The 17,620-nt window shown below is 72.7% G+C and carries 13 protein-coding genes and 1 riboswitch; of the genes, 9 read left to right on the top strand and 4 right to left on the bottom strand.

The genetic code is table 11. The annotated features are described in order from the left end of the window. Positions 1-85 precede the first annotated feature (85 nt). Positions 86-2,545, bottom strand: coding sequence for a DNA gyrase/topoisomerase IV subunit A (locus tag ACZ7HQ_RS06465; RefSeq protein WP_470985519.1), 2,460 nt, complete (start codon positions 2,543-2,545; stop codon positions 86-88). 259 nt (positions 2,546-2,804) lie between these two features. Here ACZ7HQ_RS06465 and ACZ7HQ_RS06470 point away from each other — a divergent pair, with 259 nt between their 5' ends. From ACZ7HQ_RS06470 to ACZ7HQ_RS06485, 4 genes are all read left to right on the top strand, one after another. Beyond that, positions 2,805-4,199, top strand: coding sequence for a M16 family metallopeptidase (locus tag ACZ7HQ_RS06470; protein WP_470985522.1), 1,395 nt, complete (start codon positions 2,805-2,807; stop codon positions 4,197-4,199). Continuing rightward, positions 4,196-5,584, top strand: coding sequence for a M16 family metallopeptidase (locus ACZ7HQ_RS06475; RefSeq protein ID WP_470985525.1), 1,389 nt, complete (start codon positions 4,196-4,198; stop codon positions 5,582-5,584). Before ACZ7HQ_RS06470 ends, ACZ7HQ_RS06475 begins: the two co-directional genes overlap by 4 nt. Positions 5,585-5,830: 246 nt before the next feature. Further along, a riboswitch (cyclic di-AMP (ydaO/yuaA leader) is annotated at positions 5,831-5,993 on the top strand. A 12-nt stretch (positions 5,994-6,005) separates the two neighbouring features. Then, positions 6,006-6,749: a M23 family metallopeptidase gene (locus ACZ7HQ_RS06480; RefSeq protein WP_470985528.1), complete on the top strand. Its 744-nt coding sequence runs from the start codon at positions 6,006-6,008 to the stop codon at positions 6,747-6,749. Between the two features lie 200 nt (positions 6,750-6,949). Continuing rightward, positions 6,950-7,645, top strand: coding sequence for a GntR family transcriptional regulator (locus tag ACZ7HQ_RS06485; RefSeq protein WP_470985529.1), 696 nt, complete (start codon positions 6,950-6,952; stop codon positions 7,643-7,645). 173 nt (positions 7,646-7,818) lie between these two features. Here ACZ7HQ_RS06485 and ACZ7HQ_RS06490 read toward each other — a convergent pair whose 3' ends face one another. Next, a complete protein-coding gene (locus ACZ7HQ_RS06490) occupies positions 7,819-8,100 on the bottom strand; it encodes an HPr family phosphocarrier protein (protein ID WP_184565564.1) in 282 nt (93 codons plus the stop codon). A gap of 178 nt (positions 8,101-8,278) precedes the next feature. Between ACZ7HQ_RS06490 and ACZ7HQ_RS06495 the strand changes: the two genes are divergently transcribed. The 4 genes from ACZ7HQ_RS06495 to ACZ7HQ_RS06510 all read left to right on the top strand — a co-directional run bounded on the left by ACZ7HQ_RS06495 (position 8,279) and on the right by ACZ7HQ_RS06510 (position 13,815). Continuing rightward, positions 8,279-11,140 (top strand): bifunctional acetate--CoA ligase family protein/GNAT family N-acetyltransferase, encoded by a 2,862-nt coding sequence (locus tag ACZ7HQ_RS06495; protein ID WP_470985532.1) that lies wholly within the window; start codon positions 8,279-8,281, stop codon positions 11,138-11,140. A gap of 200 nt (positions 11,141-11,340) precedes the next feature. After that, on the top strand, positions 11,341-11,928 hold the full coding sequence (locus ACZ7HQ_RS06500) for a DUF5998 family protein (protein ID WP_470985535.1): 588 nt from the start codon (positions 11,341-11,343) through the stop codon (positions 11,926-11,928). Continuing rightward, positions 11,928-13,118, top strand: coding sequence for an alkaline phosphatase family protein (locus tag ACZ7HQ_RS06505; RefSeq protein WP_470985537.1), 1,191 nt, complete (start codon positions 11,928-11,930; stop codon positions 13,116-13,118). The genes ACZ7HQ_RS06500 and ACZ7HQ_RS06505 overlap by 1 nt, the downstream gene beginning before the upstream one ends. A 46-nt stretch (positions 13,119-13,164) precedes the next feature. After that, entirely contained in the window at positions 13,165-13,815 is a 651-nt protein-coding gene (locus ACZ7HQ_RS06510) for a thymidine kinase (RefSeq protein WP_470985540.1), read from the top strand. 242 nt (positions 13,816-14,057) lie between these two features. Here the strand turns inward: ACZ7HQ_RS06510 and ACZ7HQ_RS06515 are convergent, their stop codons facing one another. Next, positions 14,058-14,849, bottom strand: coding sequence for a VOC family protein (locus ACZ7HQ_RS06515; protein ID WP_470985543.1), 792 nt, complete (start codon positions 14,847-14,849; stop codon positions 14,058-14,060). A gap of 323 nt (positions 14,850-15,172) precedes the next feature. Between ACZ7HQ_RS06515 and ACZ7HQ_RS06520 the strand changes: the two genes are divergently transcribed. After that, a complete protein-coding gene (locus tag ACZ7HQ_RS06520; protein WP_470985545.1) occupies positions 15,173-16,024 on the top strand; it encodes a sulfurtransferase in 852 nt (283 codons plus the stop codon). Positions 16,025-16,096: 72 nt separating this feature from the next. On the opposite strand, the gene sepH is transcribed toward ACZ7HQ_RS06520, so the two are convergent. Continuing rightward, positions 16,097-17,137 (bottom strand): septation protein SepH, encoded by a 1,041-nt coding sequence (gene sepH, locus ACZ7HQ_RS06525; RefSeq protein WP_470985547.1) that lies wholly within the window; start codon positions 17,135-17,137, stop codon positions 16,097-16,099. Between the last annotated feature and the right edge of the window lie 483 nt (positions 17,138-17,620).

Raw genomic sequence — 17,620 nt, forward strand, 5'->3', positions numbered from 1 at the left:
CCGGCGGATCATGCCGGAGTCGCGGGGCATGGCACGCCCATCTGCGGCGTTGCCTGGAGCCGGCCTGATCCGCCGGTCAGCACACCTAGAGCACCGGCCCCGCGACCACCGACACCGTCTTCGGCAGCGACGTGCCCGAGCCGTCCCGGCGCGGGTCCAGCTCCGGCAGCTCCGCCGGGCTGCCGTTCTTCTGCGCCGCGCGCGCGGGAGCCGGTCCCGCCCAGGCCAGCGCCAGGCAGTCCTCGCCCTTCAGGAACCGCTGGCAGCGCACACCGCCCGTGGCCCGGCCCTTGCGCGGGTACTGGTCGAACGGGGTCAGCTTGGCCGTCGTCTGCACCGAGTCGTCCAGCGTGCCGCGCGAGCCCGCCACCGTGAACACCACCGCGTCGGCTGCCGGGTCGACGGCCGTGAAGGAGATGACCTTCGCGCCCGCGGCGAGCTTGATGCCCGCCATACCACCCGCCGGGCGGCCCTGCGGGCGCACGATGGACGCCTGGAAGCGCAGCAGCTGTGCGTCGTCGGTGATGAAGATCAGGTCCTCCTCGCCGGTGCGCAGCTCCACCGCGCCGACGATCCGGTCGCCCTCCTTGAGGGTGATGACCTCCAACTCGTCCTTGTTGGAGGGGTAGTCGGGCACCACACGCTTGACGACACCCTGTTCGGTGCCGAGTGCGAGGCCCGGCGACGACTCGTCCAGCGTGATCAGGCAGACCACCGTCTCGTCGTCCTCCAGGGAGACGAACTCCGCCAGTGGCGCACCCCCGGAGAGGTTCGGCGCCGCCGCTGTCTCCGGCAGCTGGGGCAGGTCGACGACATTGATCCGCAGCAGGCGGCCCGCCGAGGTCACCGCGCCGATCTCGCCGCGCTGGGTCGCAGGGACCGCCGAGACGATCACGTCGTGCTTGACGCGCCTGGCGCCCGCCTGCTCCGGGAACGGCTCGACGGACGCCGTACGGGCCAGCAGTCCCGTCGACGACAGCAGCACCCGGCACGGGTCGTCGGCCACCTGCAGCGGCACGGCCGCCACCGGGGCGCCGGCGGACTCCAGCAGGACCGTGCGCCGGTCGGTGCCGAACTTCTTCACCACGGCGGCCAGTTCGGCCGACACCAGCTTGCGCAGCTCCGCGTCGGAATCCAGGATCCGGGTCAGCTCCGCGATCTCCGCGGTGAGCTTGTCCTTCTCCGCCTCCAGCTCGATGCGGTCGTACTTGGTGAGCCGGCGCAGCGGCGTGTCGAGGATGTACTGCGTCTGCACCTCGCTGAGCGAGAAGCGCTCCATCAGGCGCTCCTTGGCCTGCGCGGAGTTCTCGCTGGACCGGATCAGCCGGATGACCTCGTCGATGTCGACCAGCGCGGTCAGCAGCCCCTCGACCAGGTGCAGCCGGTCGCTCTTCTTGCCGCGGCGGAACTCGCTGCGCCGCCGGACCACGTCGAAGCGGTGGTCGAGGTAGACCTCCAGCAGCTCCTTCAGACCCAGCGTGAGCGGCTGGCCGTCGACCAGGGCGACGTTGTTGATGCCGAAGGACTCCTCCAGCGGGGTCAGCTTGTACAGCTGCTCCAGGATCGCCTCGGGCACGAAGCCGTTCTTGATCTCGATGACCAGGCGCAGGCCGTGCTCACGGTCGGTGAGGTCCTTGACGTCGGCGATGCCCTGGACCTTCTTCGCGTTGACCAGGTCCTTGATCTTCGCGATGACCTTCTCGGGTCCCACCGCGAAGGGCAGTTCGGTGATGACGAGGCCCTTGCGGCGGGCGGTCACGGTCTCGATCGAGACCGTCGCGCGCATCTTGAACGTGCCGCGGCCCGTCGCGTACGCGTCCCGGATGCCGTCCAGGCCGACGATCCGGCCGCCGGTGGGCAGGTCCGGGCCCGGGACGTGCTTCATCAGCGCGTCCAGGTCCGCGTTCGGGTACTTGATCAGGTGGCGGGCGGCCGCGATGACCTCGCGCAGGTTGTGCGGCGGCATGTTCGTCGCCATGCCGACCGCGATGCCCGAGGAGCCGTTGACCAGGAGGTTCGGGAAGGCGGCGGGCAGCGCCACCGGCTCCCGCTCCTGGCCGTCGTAGTTCGGTGCGAAGTCGACCGTGTCCTCGTCGATCGACTCGGTCATCAGGCTGGTCGCCTCGGCCTGGCGGCACTCGGTGTACCGCATGGCGGCCGGCGGGTCGTCGTTGCCCAGCGAGCCGAAGTTGCCGTGGCCGTCGACCAGCGGCACACGCATGGAGAAGGGCTGCGCCATGCGCACCAGGGCGTCGTAGATCGACGCGTCGCCGTGCGGGTGCAGTTTGCCCATGACCTCGCCGACGACGCGCGCGCACTTCACATAGCCGCGGTCGGGGCGCAGGCCCATCTCGTTCATCTGGTACACGATCCGGCGGTGCACCGGCTTGAGGCCGTCACGGGCGTCCGGCAGGGCGCGCGAGTAGATGACCGAGTACGCGTACTCGAGGTAGGAGCCACGCATCTCGTCCACGACGTCGATGTCGAGGATCTTCTCCTCGTACGAATCGTCGGGCGGCGGGGTCTTCGTGCTGCGGCGGGCCATCGCTGCCTGGCTCCTTGCTGAAGCGATTGACGGATCTGACGCCGACCATTGTGGACCGAGGCACTGACAACCCGTGCCACGACCCGGTTCCGGAGGACTTCCCGGCCCCCGGGACCGGGTCCGGGGCGGGCTGCGGGATCCGCTGTGGGCGTACGCCCCGCGGGAACTTCGCCGAGGCCCCGCACGCTTTGCATACAGTGGCAGGAACGGCAGGAAAACCGCGGTTTGCACAACCGCCTCCGCTCGCGAAGGGACGTACATGCCCATGGGTCACACGACCACAGCCGAGGCAGGCTCCGGGGGCCTGACAGCGACCGAGCACCGTCTGGCCAACGGTCTGCGGGTGGTGCTTTCCGAGGACCACCTGACCCCGGTGGCGGCGGTCTGCCTCTGGTACGACGTCGGCTCCCGCCACGAAGTCAAGGGACGTACCGGCCTGGCTCACCTTTTCGAGCACTTGATGTTCCAGGGTTCGGCACAGGTCAAGGGCAACGGTCACTTCGAGCTGGTGCAGGGCGCGGGCGGCTCGCTCAACGGCACCACCAGCTTCGAGCGCACCAACTACTTCGAGACCATGCCCGCGCACCAGCTGGAGCTCGCCCTCTGGCTGGAGGCCGACCGCATGGGCTCGCTGCTGGCCGCCCTGGACGACGAGTCCATGGAGAACCAGCGGGACGTCGTCAAGAACGAGCGCCGCCAGCGCTACGACAACGTGCCCTACGGCACCGCCTTCGAGAAGCTGACCGGCCTGTCGTACCCGGAGGGCCACCCCTACCACCACACGCCGATCGGCTCGATGGCGGACCTGGACGCGGCCACTCTCGAGGACGCCCGCCGGTTCTTCCGCACCTACTACGCGCCGAACAACGCGGTGCTCTCCGTGGTCGGCGACATCGACCCCCGGCAGACCCTCGCCTGGATCGAGAAGTACTTCGGGTCCATCCCGTCCCACGACGGCAAGCCCGCCCCCCGTGACGGCGCCCTGCCGGAGGTCATCGGCGAGCAGAAGCGCGAGATCGTCGTGGAGGAGGTCCCGGCGCGTGCCCTGATGGCCGCCTACCGGCTGCCGCACGACGGCACACGCGCGTGCGACGCGGCCGACCTCGCCCTGACCGTCCTCGGCGGCGGCGAGTCGTCCCGCCTGTACAACCGGCTGGTGCGCCGCGACCGTACGGCCGTCGCGGCCGGCTTCGGCCTGCTGCGCCTCGCCGGCGCGCCCTCGATGGGCTGGCTGGACGTGAAGGCCTCCGGTGACGTCGAGGTGCCGGTCATCGAGGCCGCCATCGACGAGGAGCTGGCCCGGTTCGCCGAGGAGGGCCCCACGCCCGAGGAAATGGAGCGGGCCCAGGCCCAGTTGGAGCGCGAGTGGCTGGACCGGCTCGGCACGGTCGCCGGCCGCGCGGACGAACTGTGCCGGTTCGCCGTCCTGTTCGGCGACCCGCAGCTCGCCCTGACCGCCGTGAAGCGCGTGCTGGCGGTGACCCCCGAGGAGGTCCAGGAGGTCGCCAAGGCCCGTCTGCGCCCCGACAACCGCGCGGTCCTGGTCTACGAGCCGAAGTCCCCGGAGCAGGCCCCGGACGCCGACGTCCCCGAGGACCCCGAGCAGGAAGCGACCGTAGAGGCCGGTAACGAGAACGAGGAGACGGCCAAGTGACCGAGCTCGCCACCATGGACTTCCACCCCCAGCCGCAGCCCGGCGAGGCCAGGCCCTGGGCCTTCCCGGCCCCCGAGCGCGCCGCGCTCGACAACGGCCTGACCGTGCTGCGCTGCCACCGCCCCGGCCAGCAGGTCGTCGCCGTCGAGGTCCTGCTCGACGCCCCCCTGGACGCCGAGCCGGCCGGCCTGGACGGCGTCGCCACGATCATGGCGCGGGCGTTCTCCGAGGGCACCGACAAGCACTCCGCCGAGGAGTTCGCCGCCGAGCTGGAGCGCGCGGGCGCCACCCTGGACGCGCACGCCGACCACCCCGGCGTCCGGCTCAGCCTGGAGGTCCCGGCCTCCCGCCTGGGCAAGGGCCTCGGCCTGCTCGCCGACGCCCTGCGCGCGCCCGCCTTCGCCGAGAGCGAGGTCGAACGCCTGGTCCGCAACCGCCTGGACGAGATCCCGCACGAGCTGGCCAACCCCTCCCGCCGGGCCGCCAAGGAACTGTCCAAGGAGCTGTTCCCGGCGACCTCGCGCATGTCGCGTCCGCGGCAGGGCACCGAGGAGACCGTCGAGAAGATCGACGCCGCCGCCGTACGCGCCTTCTACGACCGTCACGTCCGCCCCGCCACGGCCACGGCGGTCGTGGTCGGCGACCTCACCGGGATCGACCTGGACGCGCTGCTCGGCGACACCCTGGGCGCCTGGACGGGCACCCCGGGCGAGCCGCGGCCCGTGCCGCCGGTGACCGCGGACGACACCGGCCGCGTGGTCATCGTGGACCGGCCCGGCGCCGTCCAGACGCAGCTGCTCATCGGCCGCGTGGGCCGCGACCGGCACGACCGCGTGTGGCCCGCCCAGGTGCTCGGCACCTACTGCCTCGGCGGCACCCTCACCTCCCGCCTGGACCGCGTCCTGCGCGAGGAGAAGGGCTACACCTACGGCGTGCGGGCGTTCGGGCAGGTGCTCAGGTCCGCGCCGGACGGCTCGGGCGTCTCGATGCTCGCCATCAGCGGCTCCGTGGACACCCCCAACACCGGTCCCGCCCTGGAGGACCTGTGGAAGGTGCTGCGCACCCTCGCCGCGGAGGGCCTGACCGACGCCGAGCGGGACGTGGCCGTGCAGAACCTCGTCGGGGTGGCGCCGCTGAAGTACGAGACCGCGGCGGCCGTCGCGAGCACCCTGGCCGACCAGGTCGAACAGCACCTGCCCGACGACTTCCAGGCGACGCTGTACCAGCAGCTGGCGGCGACGGGCACGGTGGAGGCCACGGCGGCCGTCGTGAACGCCTTCCCGGGGGACCGCCTGGTGACCGTCCTCGTAGGTGACGCCTCCCAGATCAAGGCGCCCGTCGAGGCGCTCGGCATCGGTGAAGTGACCGTGGTGGCGGCCGAGTAGACGGCACCGTCGCAGCGGCCGGCGCCGACCGAGCGGCCGCACGCGTGCGTGGGGCCCTGACGACCGACAGGCCGTCAGGGCCCCTGTTGTTCCACTCCCTTCCCCAGATGCCCGATTTGGGGCGGAGGTTGCCTGTCTGCCCTGTGGGATGCGCTACAAAAGCCGGGATCCGTTTGGGATTCGAAAGCGGGCTTTCGTAGCGTCGTCCGGGCTGTTCGTCAGGCAGTGCGCCGCACCCGCGGCACCGGACAGCCATCGCCGAGTCCCCGTACGGCGCGAGCCAGGGGAGCCGGGGACCCATGCAGTCCCTGGGGTGAATCGGGCGCCCGCGCGTCAGCGAGGGGGTCCGTAGGAGACCTTCCTGCTCCGAACCCGTCAGCTAACCCGGTAGGCGAGAGGGAAGGAAAGGACCAGCCACTCCATGGCGTTCATGTGCGCCACCGGGAAGCACCGCAAGCCCGGCCGGGTCAAGCGCACCACCGCTCAGGCGGCCGGTATCGCGGCCCTCACCACCACCGGCGTCATCGGCACCCTCGCCGCGTCCCCGGCGCTCGCCGCCGAGCGCACCGCCGAGCAGACCGGCCTCACCCCGGTGGTCACCGTAGGCGACGACATCGCCGAGCAGATCGACGCGCAGGCCGCCGCGCAGCGGCAGGTCGCCGAGCAGAAGGCGGCCGAGCAGGCCGCGGCCAAGAGGGCCCAGGAGCTCCACGAGGCCAAGGTGCGCGCCGCCCGCGAGGCCGAGCGCAGGCGTCTGAACGCCTTCGTCGCCCCGATCGCGGACTCCTACGTCTCCACGGCCTACAAGGCCAGCAGCTCCCTGTGGTCCTCCGGCTCGCACACCGGCATCGACTTCCACGCGGCCAGCGGCACGCCCGTCCACGCGGCCGGCTCCGGCACCGTCGTCTCCACCGGCTGGGGCGGCGCGTACGGCAACCAGATCGTGATCCGGATGGCCGACGGCATGTACACCCAGTACGGCCACCTGTCGTCGATCGGGGTGACGGCCGGCCAGCGGGTCACCCCGGGCCAGCAGATCGGCCTGTCCGGCGCGACCGGCAACGTCACCGGCCCGCACCTCCACTTCGAGGCCCGTACGACCCCCGACTACGGATCGGACGTGGACCCCGTCGCGTATCTGCGCAAGCACGGCGTGGACGTCTGACACCCTGTCCCTCTTCCTGACAAGCCCCGGCCCGCACCGGCCGGGGCTTTCGCCGTTTTCTGGGGCGTCCGCCGGAGTCGCTGACCAAAAAATATCCATGGATTCCGGCCTGCCGTCGGAATTTCCGCCGTATTGGAATAGAGTCACCGGAACACGCGTCCATCGTCGACGTTTCACGGGGATTAAGGCGGAGGTCGGTCATGCGTATTCCGGCGCACTCGGTGTGTACGGCGATCCGGGACGACATCGTCGCCGGTGTCTACGAACGCGGCGGCCGCCTCACCGAGGAAGTCCTGGCCCGCCGCTACGGCGTCTCGCGCGTCCCGGTCCGTGAGGCCCTGCGCACCCTGGAGGCGGAGGGCTTCGTGCTGACCCGCCGGCACGCGGGCGCGTGCGTGGCCGAGCCGACCGAGCAGGAGGCGGCCGACCTGCTGGAGATGCGCATGCTCCTGGAGCCGCTCGGGGCCGCGCGGGCCGCCCAGCGGCGCACGGAGGCCCACCTGAAGGTGCTGCGCGGACTGGTCAGGATCGGCCAGGAGCGGGCCAGGCGGGGCCACAGCGACGATCTGCGCTCACTGGGCGGCTGGTTCCACGAGACGCTCGCCCAGGCCTGCGGCAGCCCCTCGCTGACCGCGATGCTCACCCAGCTGCGGCACAAGATCGCCTGGATGTACGCGGTGGAGGCGCCGCCGAGCCCGGTGGAGTCCTGGGCGGAGCACGGCGCCATCGTGGACGCGGTGACGCGCGGCGACGGCGAGCGGGCGCGGGCGCTCACGGCGCTGCACACCGAGCGTGCGACGGCCGCGCACCGGCTGCGATTCGCCTCCGGCGCGGACCGCGGGGAGCGTGTGAGGAACTCGCAACATCGCGTAAACATGCCGAGCCTGCGGCATTAACACAAGCGTCGTATACAAAGAAGACGCATTCGGTGGACGCGGATTTCCGCTGCCCTTTTCCCGCGCACCTTCGTATGCCTTTCTCACTCGCCTTCACGCGTCCTGATTTCCGGCACCCGAAAACGCGGAAGCCGCGCCACCCGGAAATGGGTGACGCGGCTCCCTCGTCTCACTCAGACGGTCTCGGGCAGCTCTTCCAGGCCCTCGGAGACCAGCTTGGCCAGACGGTCGAGGGCGACGTCCGCGCCCTCGGCGTCGGAGGCGAGGACGATCTCCTCGCCGCCCTGGGCACCCAGGCCCAGGACCGCCAGCATGGAGGCCGCGTTGACGGGGTTTCCGTCAGCCTTGGCGATCGTCACCGGGACGCCTGCGGCCGTGGCGGCTCGGACGAAGATGGAGGCGGGGCGGGCATGGAGGCCCTCGGCCCAGCCGACGTTGACGCGGCGCTCAGCCATGTGTTGCTGCCCTTCAGTCTTCAGGGTTGTCTAGACCAGTTTCCCATACCGCGAAGCATGCCCGGATCGGATCTTCCTCCGCTCCGGTGCGGCGCCGGAACCGCGGCCTCGGTTCCAGCTTCCGTCCTCCACAGACTGCCCCGCGCCGTTGTCGTACGCGAGCCGTACTCTGGGGCCCATGCAGACCTCGGCGGACCGGCAGGACCGGCACCAGTACCCCGCCCACTGGGAGGCGGACGTGGTGCTGCGCGACGGGGGTACCGCACGCGTCAGGCCCATCACCGTTGATGACGCCGACCGCCTGGTCAGCTTCTACGAGCAGGTTTCGGACGAGTCGAAGTACTACCGCTTCTTCGCGCCGTACCCCAGGCTCTCCGCCAAGGACGTCCACCGCTTCACGCACCACGACTTTGTGGACCGGGTGGGACTCGCGGCCACCATCGGCGGCGAGTTCATCGCCACCGTACGCTACGACCGCATCGGCGCCGACGGCATGCCCGCCTCCGCGCCCGCCGACGAGGCCGAGGTCGCCTTCCTGGTGCAGGACGCCCACCAGGGCCGTGGCGTCGCCTCCGCCCTGCTGGAGCACATCGCGGCCGTCGCCCGCGAGCGCGGCATCCGCCGCTTCGCCGCCGAGGTGCTGCCCGCCAACACCAAGATGATCAAGGTGTTCACGGACGCCGGTTACACCCAGAAGCGCAGCTTCGAGGACGGCGTCGTCCGCCTGGAGTTCGACCTCGAACCCACCGACCGCTCCCTCGCCGTGCAGCACGCACGGGAGCAGCGCGCCGAGGCCCGCTCGGTACGGCGGCTGCTCGCGCCCGGCTCCGTGGCGGTCGTCGGCGTGGGCCGCGCCCCCGGCGGAGTCGGCCGCAGCGTCCTCGGCAACATCCAGGACGCCGGCTACGGCGGTCGGCTGCACGCCGTGAACAAGGCCTTCCCGGAGGACCTCAAGGAGGTCGACGGAGTGCCGGCGCGCCGGTCCGTGCGGGACGTCGACGGCCCGCTGGACCTCGCCGTCGTCGCCGTACCGGCCGAGCAGGTGCCTGCAGTGGTCGCCGAATGCGGAGAACACGGCGTGCAGGGGCTCGTGGTGCTCTCCGCCGGGTACGCCGAGAGCGGCCCCGAGGGGCGCGAGCGGCAGCGGGCGCTCGTGAAGCAGGCACGCGCGTACGGCATGCGGATCATCGGCCCGAACGCCTTCGGGGTCATCAACACCGCGCCCGGCGTGCGTCTGAACGCCTCCCTCGCCCCCGAGATGCCCCGCCCCGGCCGCATCGGCATGTTCGCCCAGTCCGGCGCCATCGGTATCGCCCTGCTGTCCCGGCTGCACCGGCGCGGGGGAGGCGTCACCGGGGTCACCGGCGTGTCCACCTTCGTGTCCGCCGGCAACCGCGCGGACGTCTCCGGCAACGACGTCCTCCAGTACTGGTACGACGACCCCGACACCGACGTCGCCCTCATGTACCTGGAGTCCCTCGGCAACCCCCGCAAGTTCACGCGCCTGGCACGGCGGACGGCGGCGGCGAAGCCGCTGGTCGTGGTGCAGGGGGTCGGCTCCGCGCCCCAGGGGCACGCGGTCCGGGCCACCCGGCTGCCCCCCGCCACCGTGTCCGCGCTGCTGCGGCAGGCCGGCGTGCTCCGGGTCGACACGATCACCGAGCTCGTCGACGCGGGGCTGCTGCTCGCGCGCCAGCCGCTGCCCGCGGGGCCGAGGGTGGCGATCCTCGGGAACTCCGAGTCGCTGGGCGCGCTGACGTACGACCGCTGTCTGGCGGAGGGGCTGCGGCCGGCGCGCCCCCTGGACCTGACGACCGGGGCGACGGCGGAGGACTTCCATCGGGCGCTCGGTGCCGCGCTGGCCGACGACACCTGCGACTCCGTCGTGGTGACGGCGATCCCGGCCATCGGGGAGGCCTCGCCGGGGGACGCGGAGCTGGCCGAGGCGCTCAGGTCGGCGGCGGCCGCCGTGCCGGGCAAGCCCGTGCTGGTGGTGCACGTGGAGCTCGGGGGGCTGGCGGAAGCACTGTCGGCCGCGGCGAGTACCGCACCCGCGGCCACGGACAAGGCACCCGGTACCGACGACAGGGCACGCCCCCCTCGGCCCGCGGAACGCCCGCCCGCCGCGGGCGCGGGCGTCGGTGGGCCCACCGCCATGGTGGCCCCCTCCGAGGGCTCCCGTCTCATCCCCGCCTACCCCGCCGCCGAACGCGCCGTGCGGGCGTTGGCCGAAGCAGTCAAGTACGGGCAGTGGCGGCGGGAGGCGGCTGATCCAGGGAAGGTGCCCGAATACGACGACATCGACGAGAAGGGCGCCGCGCGGCTGATCGGTCAGCTGCTCGCGCGCGGGGAAGGCCTCACCACCTCCGACGCGCAGACCTGCGAGCTGCTCGGGAAGTACGGCATCCGGGTGCGACGCGCGCTGCCCGCCCCCAGCCCCGACGCCGCCGCCGACGCCGCCCGCACCCTCGGCTACCCGGTGGCGCTCAAGGCCACCGCCCCGCACCTCAGGCACCGCGCCGACCTGGGCGGCGTACGCCTCGACCTCGCGGACGAGGAGCAACTGCGCCGGGCGTACGCCGAGTTGACCGAGCTGTTCGGCAACCCGGAGGAGCTGCGGCCGGTGGTGCAGGGCATGGCACCGCGCGGCGTCGACACCGTCGTACGGGCCGTGATCGACCCGGCGGCCGGGGCCGTGCTGTCGTTCGGGCTCGCCGGGGCCGCCTCGCAGCTGCTCGGGGACATGGCGCACCGGTTGGTACCGGTCACCGACCGGGAGGCGACCTCGCTGGTGCGGTCGATCCGTACCGCCCCGCTGCTCTTCGGCTGGCGCGGCTCCACGCCCGTGGACACCCCGGCGCTGGAGGAGCTGCTGCTGCGGGTGTCCCGGCTGGTCGACGACCACCCGGAGGTGGTGGCCGTCACCCTGGAGCCGGTCGTCGTCGCCCCGCACGGCGTGAGCGTCCTCGGCGCCACGGTACGGCTCGCGCCCCCGCCCGCCCGCGACGACCTCGGCCCGCGCACGATGACGGCCTACTGACCGGGCCCACTGACCGGGGAGGGGGACCACATGCAGATCGCCGGCCGCCCGTGTTCTCGCGCCCCGGGGCGAGGCCCCACACCGGGCTCAGCCCCGCCCTGAGGCCGGCCGCCCCCGCGCCGGCTCCCGGTGACCGCGGGCCGGCCCCGGTCTCCGCGACTGGCCCGGACCCCCCTTGCCCACGGATTAGGATGGACGCCATGGCCAAGACCAGTACGACGACCCAGGGGCTGCGCGCGGCGATCGAGCGCAGCGGCTACTACCCGGCCCTCGTGGCCGAGGCGGTGGAGGCCGCCGTGGGCGGCGAGCCCATCCGGTCGTACCTGGTCCACCAGGAGACGACGTTCGACCAGAACGAGGTCCGTCGTCATGTCACGGTGCTGGTCCTCACCGGCAACCGCTTCATCGTCAGCCACACCGACGAGCAGGCCGCCGACAGCACCTCCCCGACGCCGTACGCCACCACCTCCACCGAGTCCGTGAAGCTCGGCCGGATCTCCTCGGTCGTGGTCAGCCGCGTGGTCGCCAATCCCGAGCAGTACGCGCCGGGCACCCTGCCCCGGGAGGTCGTGCTGACCATCGGCTGGGGCGCGGTCGCCCGCATCGACCTGGAGCCCGCCGCCTGCGGCGACCCCAACTGCGACGCCGACCACGGCTACACGGGCAACTCCACGGCGGACGACCTCAGCCTGCGCGTCAGCGAGGCCGGGGACGGCCCGGAGACGGTGCGCCAGACGCTCGCCTTCGCACAGGCCATCTCTGAGGCGACCGCGGACGTCGCCCGCTGATGTCCCAGCTCTCCGCCTGGGACCACCCGGAACCCCTCGCCCTGCACACCGCACCGCTGCCCGAGTACGGCACCGGATCGCTCGCCGACCTGCTGCCCACGCTCGCCGCCGGGATGGGCGTCCCCGGCCTGACCGCGACGATCGAGGAACTGACCGCGGCCGACCGCGTCTGCGTGCTCCTGATCGACGGCCTCGGCTGGGAGCAGCTGCTCGCCCACCCGGACGAGGCGCCCTTTCTCACCTCGCTGCTCGGCACCTCGCGCGGCGGCACCGGCCGCCCGCTCACCGCCGGATACCCGGCGACCACCGCCACCTCCCTCGCCTCCGTCGGCACGGGCCTGCCGCCCGGCGCCCACGGCCTGCCCGGCTACACGGTCCGCAACCCGGCCACCGGCGCACTGATGAACCAGCTGCGCTGGCAGCCGTACACCGACCCGCGCCCCTGGCAGCCGTACCCCACCGTCTTCCAGCTGGCCCACGCGGCCGGCGTGCACGCCGCGCAGGTGACCTCGCCCGCCTTCGAGCACACCCCGCTCACCAAGATCGCGCTCAGCGGGGGCAGCTTCCACGGCCGGCTGAGCGGCGAGGAGCGCATGGACCTCGCGGCCGAGCAACTGGCCGCCGGGGACCGCTCGTTGGTCTACACGTACTACTCCGAGCTGGACGGCGCAGGTCACCGCTACGGCGTCGCCTCCGACACCTGGCGCGGCCAGCTGATGTACGTCGACCGGCTCGCCCAGCGCCTCGCCGAGCAACTGCCGCCGCGCAGCGCGCTCTACGTCACCGCCGACCACGGCATGGTCGACGTCCCGTTCGACGAGGAGCACCGCCTCGACTTCGACACGGACTGGGAGCTGCGCGCCGGGGTCGCCCTGCTGGGCGGCGAGGGCCGGGCGCGGCACGTGTACGCGGTGCCGGGCGCCGAGAACGACGTACTGACGGTCTGGCGCGAGGTGCTCGGCGAGCAGTTCTGGGTGGCCTCGCGGGACGAGGCGATCGCGGCAGGCTGGTTCGGACCGCACATCGACGAGCGGGTGTACCCACGGCTCGGGGACGTGGTCGCCGCCGCGCACGACGACGTCCTGATCATCGCGTCCGAGCGGGAGCCCAAGGAGTCCGGCCTGGTCGGCAACCACGGCTCGATGACGCCCGCCGAGCAGCTGGTCCCGCTGCTCGAAGTACGCTCCTGAAGCCCTGCCCTCATCCCTCTCTCCGCCGAAAGGTGCTCAACTCCTCATGCCCGAGCTGGTGTTCTTCTCCGGAACGATGGACTGCGGGAAGTCCACGCTGGCTCTGCAGATCGAGCACAACCGCTCCGCGCGCGGGCTCGTCGGCATGATCTTCACCCGGAACGACCGCGCGGGCGAGGGCAAGCTGTCCTCGCGGCTGGGCCTGGTCACCGACGCGGTGGAGGTCGCCGACGACCAGGACCTGTACGCCTACCTGGTGGAGCACCTCTCGCAGGGCCGCCGGGCCGACTACGTGATCGCGGACGAGGCGCAGTTCCTCGCGCCGGGGCAGATCGACCAGCTCGCACGCGTGGTCGACGATCTCGGCCTGGACGTGTACGCCTTCGGGATCACCACCGACTTCCGCTCCAAGCTCTTCCCCGGCTCGCAGCGGCTGGTGGAGCTGGCCGACCGCATCGAGGTGCTCCAGGTGGAGGCGCTGTGCTGGTGCGGCGCCCGCGCCACGCACAACGCCCGCACGATAGGCGGCGAGATGGTGGTCGAGGGCGCCCAGGTGGTCGTCGGGGACGTCAACCACGCGGCGGGCGAGATCGGCTACGAGGTGCTGTGCCGCCGCCACCACCGCCGCCGGATGACCGCCGCGACGTCCGGCGCGGCAGCCCTCTCCCCGGACGTCCTCCCGGTGTCCCCGTCCTGAGCCCCTCCCCCTGACCCGGCCCGGTGCCGGCGCGTCCTGGGGGTGGTCGGGCCCGGGCATGCCCGAGCCCGACCCGGCGCCGGCGCGTCCCGGCCAGGTGCGTCCGGACGGCCTGAGCCCTCCGGGCCTGCTGCCGGCGCGTGCTGAGCCTGGTCCGGCTCCGCCCGTCCGCGTCCGGGGCGGACCGACGACCGACCTCCCCGCGATCCTGGAGAGAGCGCTGTGGGGCGCCGCCGACCGGCTCAGTGGGGGTTCTGGACCACCGAGAACTCCGCGCCCTCCGGGTCCGCCACCGTGGCCACCCGGCCGTGCGGGCTGTCGTGCGCCGGCCTGATGACCCGGCCGCCGAGATCCGCGACCTGACGTACCGTCGCATCCGTGTCGGCGACCTCGAAGTACGTCTGCCAGTGCGGTCCGCGGTCGCGGGGCAGGGCGTGGCCGACGCCGTGCAGTCCGGCCACCGGACGGCCGGCGAGGTGGAGGGTCACGTAGTCGAAGTCGGCGGACACCACCGGCTCCTGCTCGTACCCGAACACGGTCGCGTAGAACTTGGCGACGCTCTCGGTCTCGAAGGTCACCAGCTCGTTCCACGCGGGTGTCCCCGGCACACCGGTGATCGTGGTGCCGAGGTGAGCTGAGCCCTGCCAGATGCCGAACACCGCCCCGGAGGGGTCCGCCGCGATGGCCATCCGGCCGGCCTCGGCGGCGTCCAGCGGGCCGACCGCCACCGTGCCGCCGCACTCCCGCACCGTGTCGGCCGTCTGGTCCACGTCGTCCGAGGCGAGGTACGGCGTCCAGGCGATCGGCAGCCGGCGGTCCGGGGGCAGCTGGCCCATGCCCGCCACCTCGTGCCCGTCCAGCAGCGCCCGCACATACGGCCCGAGCTGCTGCGGGCCCGGCTGGAACTCCCAGCCGAACAGCTCACCGTAGAACTCCTCGGTGGCGCCCAGCCCGCGCGCCATCAGGCTCACCCAGCAGGGCGTGCCGGACGCACGCCGCGCGTGCGGACCGGCCGGCTCCCGTGCCTCGGTCATCGATCACTCTCTCCCCGGCCCCTCGCGGTGGCCGTGTCGCTTCCGCTCCCCGGAAGGGGTGTGTCCACGCCGGCGGCGGGTACGCCCGTGCCGGTGCCCGCATCCTCCACGGCGCCGTGTGCGAGACCGCGCAGCCGCCCGGCGACACCTCCCGGAGGATGCACGATCTGCGGTCTTTCGCCGCTTCGTGACGATGGCCGGCGGGTGTCCGTCGGCTGTACAGCCCGTGCTCGATCCCGTACGCCTCGTGATCGAGCCTGTCCGGCCGAGCAGAGTAGCCGGACCTGGACGCCGCGGCCACCCCTGGCGTAAGGATGGACGCCATGACAGCCATCATCACCGCAACCGATCTCGCATCCGAGCTGGCCGGCGACCGGCCGCCGCTGCTGCTGGACGTGCGCTGGCAGCTGAGCCTGGCCAAGGCGGCGGGCGCGCCGGCCTTCGACGGGCGGGCCGAGTACGCGGCCGGTCACCTCCCCGGCGCCGTCTTCGTCGACCTGGACCGCGAACTGGCCGGAGCGCCGGGGGAACGCGGCCGGCATCCGCTGCCGGACCTCGCGGAGTTCGGTGCCGCGATGCGCCGTGCGGGCGTGTCGGCCGACCGCCCGGTCGTGGTGTACGACGGCGGCCAGGGCTGGGCCGCGGCGCGCGCCTGGTGGCTGCTGCACTGGACGGGTCACCCGGACGTGCGCGTCCTCGACGGCGGCTTGCCGGCCTGGGAGGGCGAACTGTCCACCCAGGTGCCGCAGCCGGCCGAGGGTGACTTCCAGCCGGTTCCGGCCCCCGCAGGGCTGCTGGACGCGGACGGGGCCGCGGCCCTGGCGCGCGCGGGCGTGCTGCTGGACGCGCGCGCGGGAGAGCGGTACCGCGGGGAGGTGGAGCCGATCGACCGGGTCGGCGGGCACATCCCGGGAGCGGTGTCGGCACCCACGACGGAGAACGTGGGCCCCGACGGCCGCTTCCTGCCCGCGGCGGAGCTGCGCGACCGCTTCAAGGCCCTGGGCGTCTCCGTGGACACCGAGGTGGGCGTGTACTGCGGCTCGGGCGTGTCCGGCGCCCACGAGGTCCTCGCCCTCGCCGTGGCCGGCATTCCGTCGGCCCTGTACGTCGGTTCGTGGTCCGAGTGGTCCTCGGACCCGTCCCGTCCGGTGGCCGTGGGGGCGGACCCCCAGTAACGGCAGCGGGGGGGGGGGGGGGGGGGGGGGGGGCCCCCCCCCCCCCCCCCCCCCCCCCCCCCCACGGCCTGCCTACTCCTGCTTCTTGCGGCGCGTGCCGAACACGATCTCGTCCCAGCTCGGCACGGCGGCACGGCGGCCGGGGCGGACGCCGTCGGCCTCGGCCTGCCGGTCGGTGGCGCCGATCAGCCGGTCGCGGTGGCTGCCGACGGAGCGGGGCATGAGGACGTCCGCGTAGGCGGAGCCGGCCGAGGCGGCGGGGGCCGGCGGCTCCTCCGCGGCCGGTTCGTCGTCGGGTTCCTCCGGCGCCTCCGCCGGGCGCTCCGGGACCACCAGGTCGCCCCGGAAGCTGGGAACGGCCTCCAGCAGGCTGGTCAGCGAGTCGCGTTCGCCCGTGCTCTCCTCGGCGGGCTCGGAGGGCTGCGCGGGCAGGCTGGGCCGCTCCCGCTCGCCCCGGTCGAGCGCGCGGTCCATCGAGCGCTCGCGCGGCAGCCGGGCGATGCGCGGGACGAACGGGAAGCTCGGCTCGGGCACCGCGAGGTCGTCGGACTCGCCGATCAGCGAGCGCGCCTCGTCGTCCACGGCCTGTACGAGCCGCCGGGGCGGGTCGTACGTCCAGCTCGCCGAGTGCGGTTCGCCCGCCACCCGGTAGACGAGGAGCACCTCCCAGGTGCCGTCGTCGCGGCGCCAGGAGTCCCACTGCACGGTGTCCTTCTCTGCGCCGCGCAGCAGCAGCCGCTCCTGGACGGTCTCGCCCAGCGGCGGACCGGAGTTCTCGCCGGGGCGGCGGACCGGGGTCTTGCGGGCCCGCTCCGCCATGAAGGCACGTTCGGCCAGCACGGGGCCCTCGAAGCGCCGTACCCGGTCGACGGAGATGCCCGCGAGCTGGGCGACCTCTTCCGCGGTGGCCCCGGCACGTATACGCGCCTGGATGTCACGGGGCCGCAGATGGCTCTCGACCTCGATCTCGATCTGGCCGAGACGTGGCCGGTCGCCGCGCACGGCGGCGCGGAGCCGTTCGTCGATCGGAAGCGTGTACTCCGTAGAGTCGGCAGCCTTCAGCACCAGCCGTGTGCCGTCATTCGAGACGGCCACGACACGCAGTTCGGGCATGGGGACCTCCCGGGTGGTGCCTGCCGACGTCACGTGCGTCGCTGCTTCCGCTAGTCGAGTGTGGCCTGCCCGGGTGCAGCCTGCCACAACCTTGCCGAGTTGCCCGGCGTGTCGGGCACGGGCCCTGGGCCGCCGTTATGGCACGGTTACCTGTTCGCAACGCTAAGTGACCAACTCCGTCACCCTGTGCAACTAGTTCCCCCTCCCGGCGGTCCTGCAAGGCCGCGGACACCCTGGTGGGAGACCGGACCCAGGGCTCGCAACAGTACTCCATTTGGACCATGTGCGTGGATGGGCGCGCCGCCCAACTTCTGGCAAGGGCTGCGACTTGGCCCTTGGCAAGCGGTTTTATCGATCATGAACGTGGCGAACTTCACGCAATCCCCAGAAATGGAACTATTGGTTTCGTCCGTACGTCCCTTTCTCGTGCAGCCGGTCGACCGATGTCATCAAGTAGACCGTCACGTGCGTGAGAGGCAGGCA

The sequence above is a fragment of the Streptomyces sp. NPDC037290 genome, assembly GCF_055603245.1.

Excerpts from the sequence above, each read along its gene's own strand:
- ACZ7HQ_RS06485 (WP_470985529.1), top strand. The coding sequence starts at position 6,950 with ATGCGTATTCCGGCGCACTCGGTGTGTACGGCGATCCGGGACGACATC.
- ACZ7HQ_RS06510 (WP_470985540.1), top strand. The coding sequence starts at position 13,165 with ATGCCCGAGCTGGTGTTCTTCTCCGGAACGATGGACTGCGGGAAGTCC.
- ACZ7HQ_RS06520 (WP_470985545.1), top strand. The coding sequence starts at position 15,173 with ATGACAGCCATCATCACCGCAACCGATCTCGCATCCGAGCTGGCCGGC.
- ACZ7HQ_RS06480 (WP_470985528.1), top strand. The coding sequence starts at position 6,006 with ATGGCGTTCATGTGCGCCACCGGGAAGCACCGCAAGCCCGGCCGGGTC.
- ACZ7HQ_RS06515 (WP_470985543.1), bottom strand. The coding sequence starts at position 14,849 with ATGACCGAGGCACGGGAGCCGGCCGGTCCGCACGCGCGGCGTGCGTCC.
- sepH (WP_470985547.1), bottom strand. The coding sequence starts at position 17,137 with ATGCCCGAACTGCGTGTCGTGGCCGTCTCGAATGACGGCACACGGCTG.
- ACZ7HQ_RS06490 (WP_184565564.1), bottom strand. The coding sequence starts at position 8,100 with ATGGCTGAGCGCCGCGTCAACGTCGGCTGGGCCGAGGGCCTCCATGCC.
- ACZ7HQ_RS06465 (WP_470985519.1), bottom strand. The coding sequence starts at position 2,545 with ATGGCCCGCCGCAGCACGAAGACCCCGCCGCCCGACGATTCGTACGAG.
- ACZ7HQ_RS06505 (WP_470985537.1), top strand. The coding sequence starts at position 11,928 with ATGTCCCAGCTCTCCGCCTGGGACCACCCGGAACCCCTCGCCCTGCAC.
- ACZ7HQ_RS06500 (WP_470985535.1), top strand. The coding sequence starts at position 11,341 with ATGGCCAAGACCAGTACGACGACCCAGGGGCTGCGCGCGGCGATCGAG.
- ACZ7HQ_RS06495 (WP_470985532.1), top strand. The coding sequence starts at position 8,279 with ATGCAGACCTCGGCGGACCGGCAGGACCGGCACCAGTACCCCGCCCAC.
- ACZ7HQ_RS06470 (WP_470985522.1), top strand. The coding sequence starts at position 2,805 with ATGCCCATGGGTCACACGACCACAGCCGAGGCAGGCTCCGGGGGCCTG.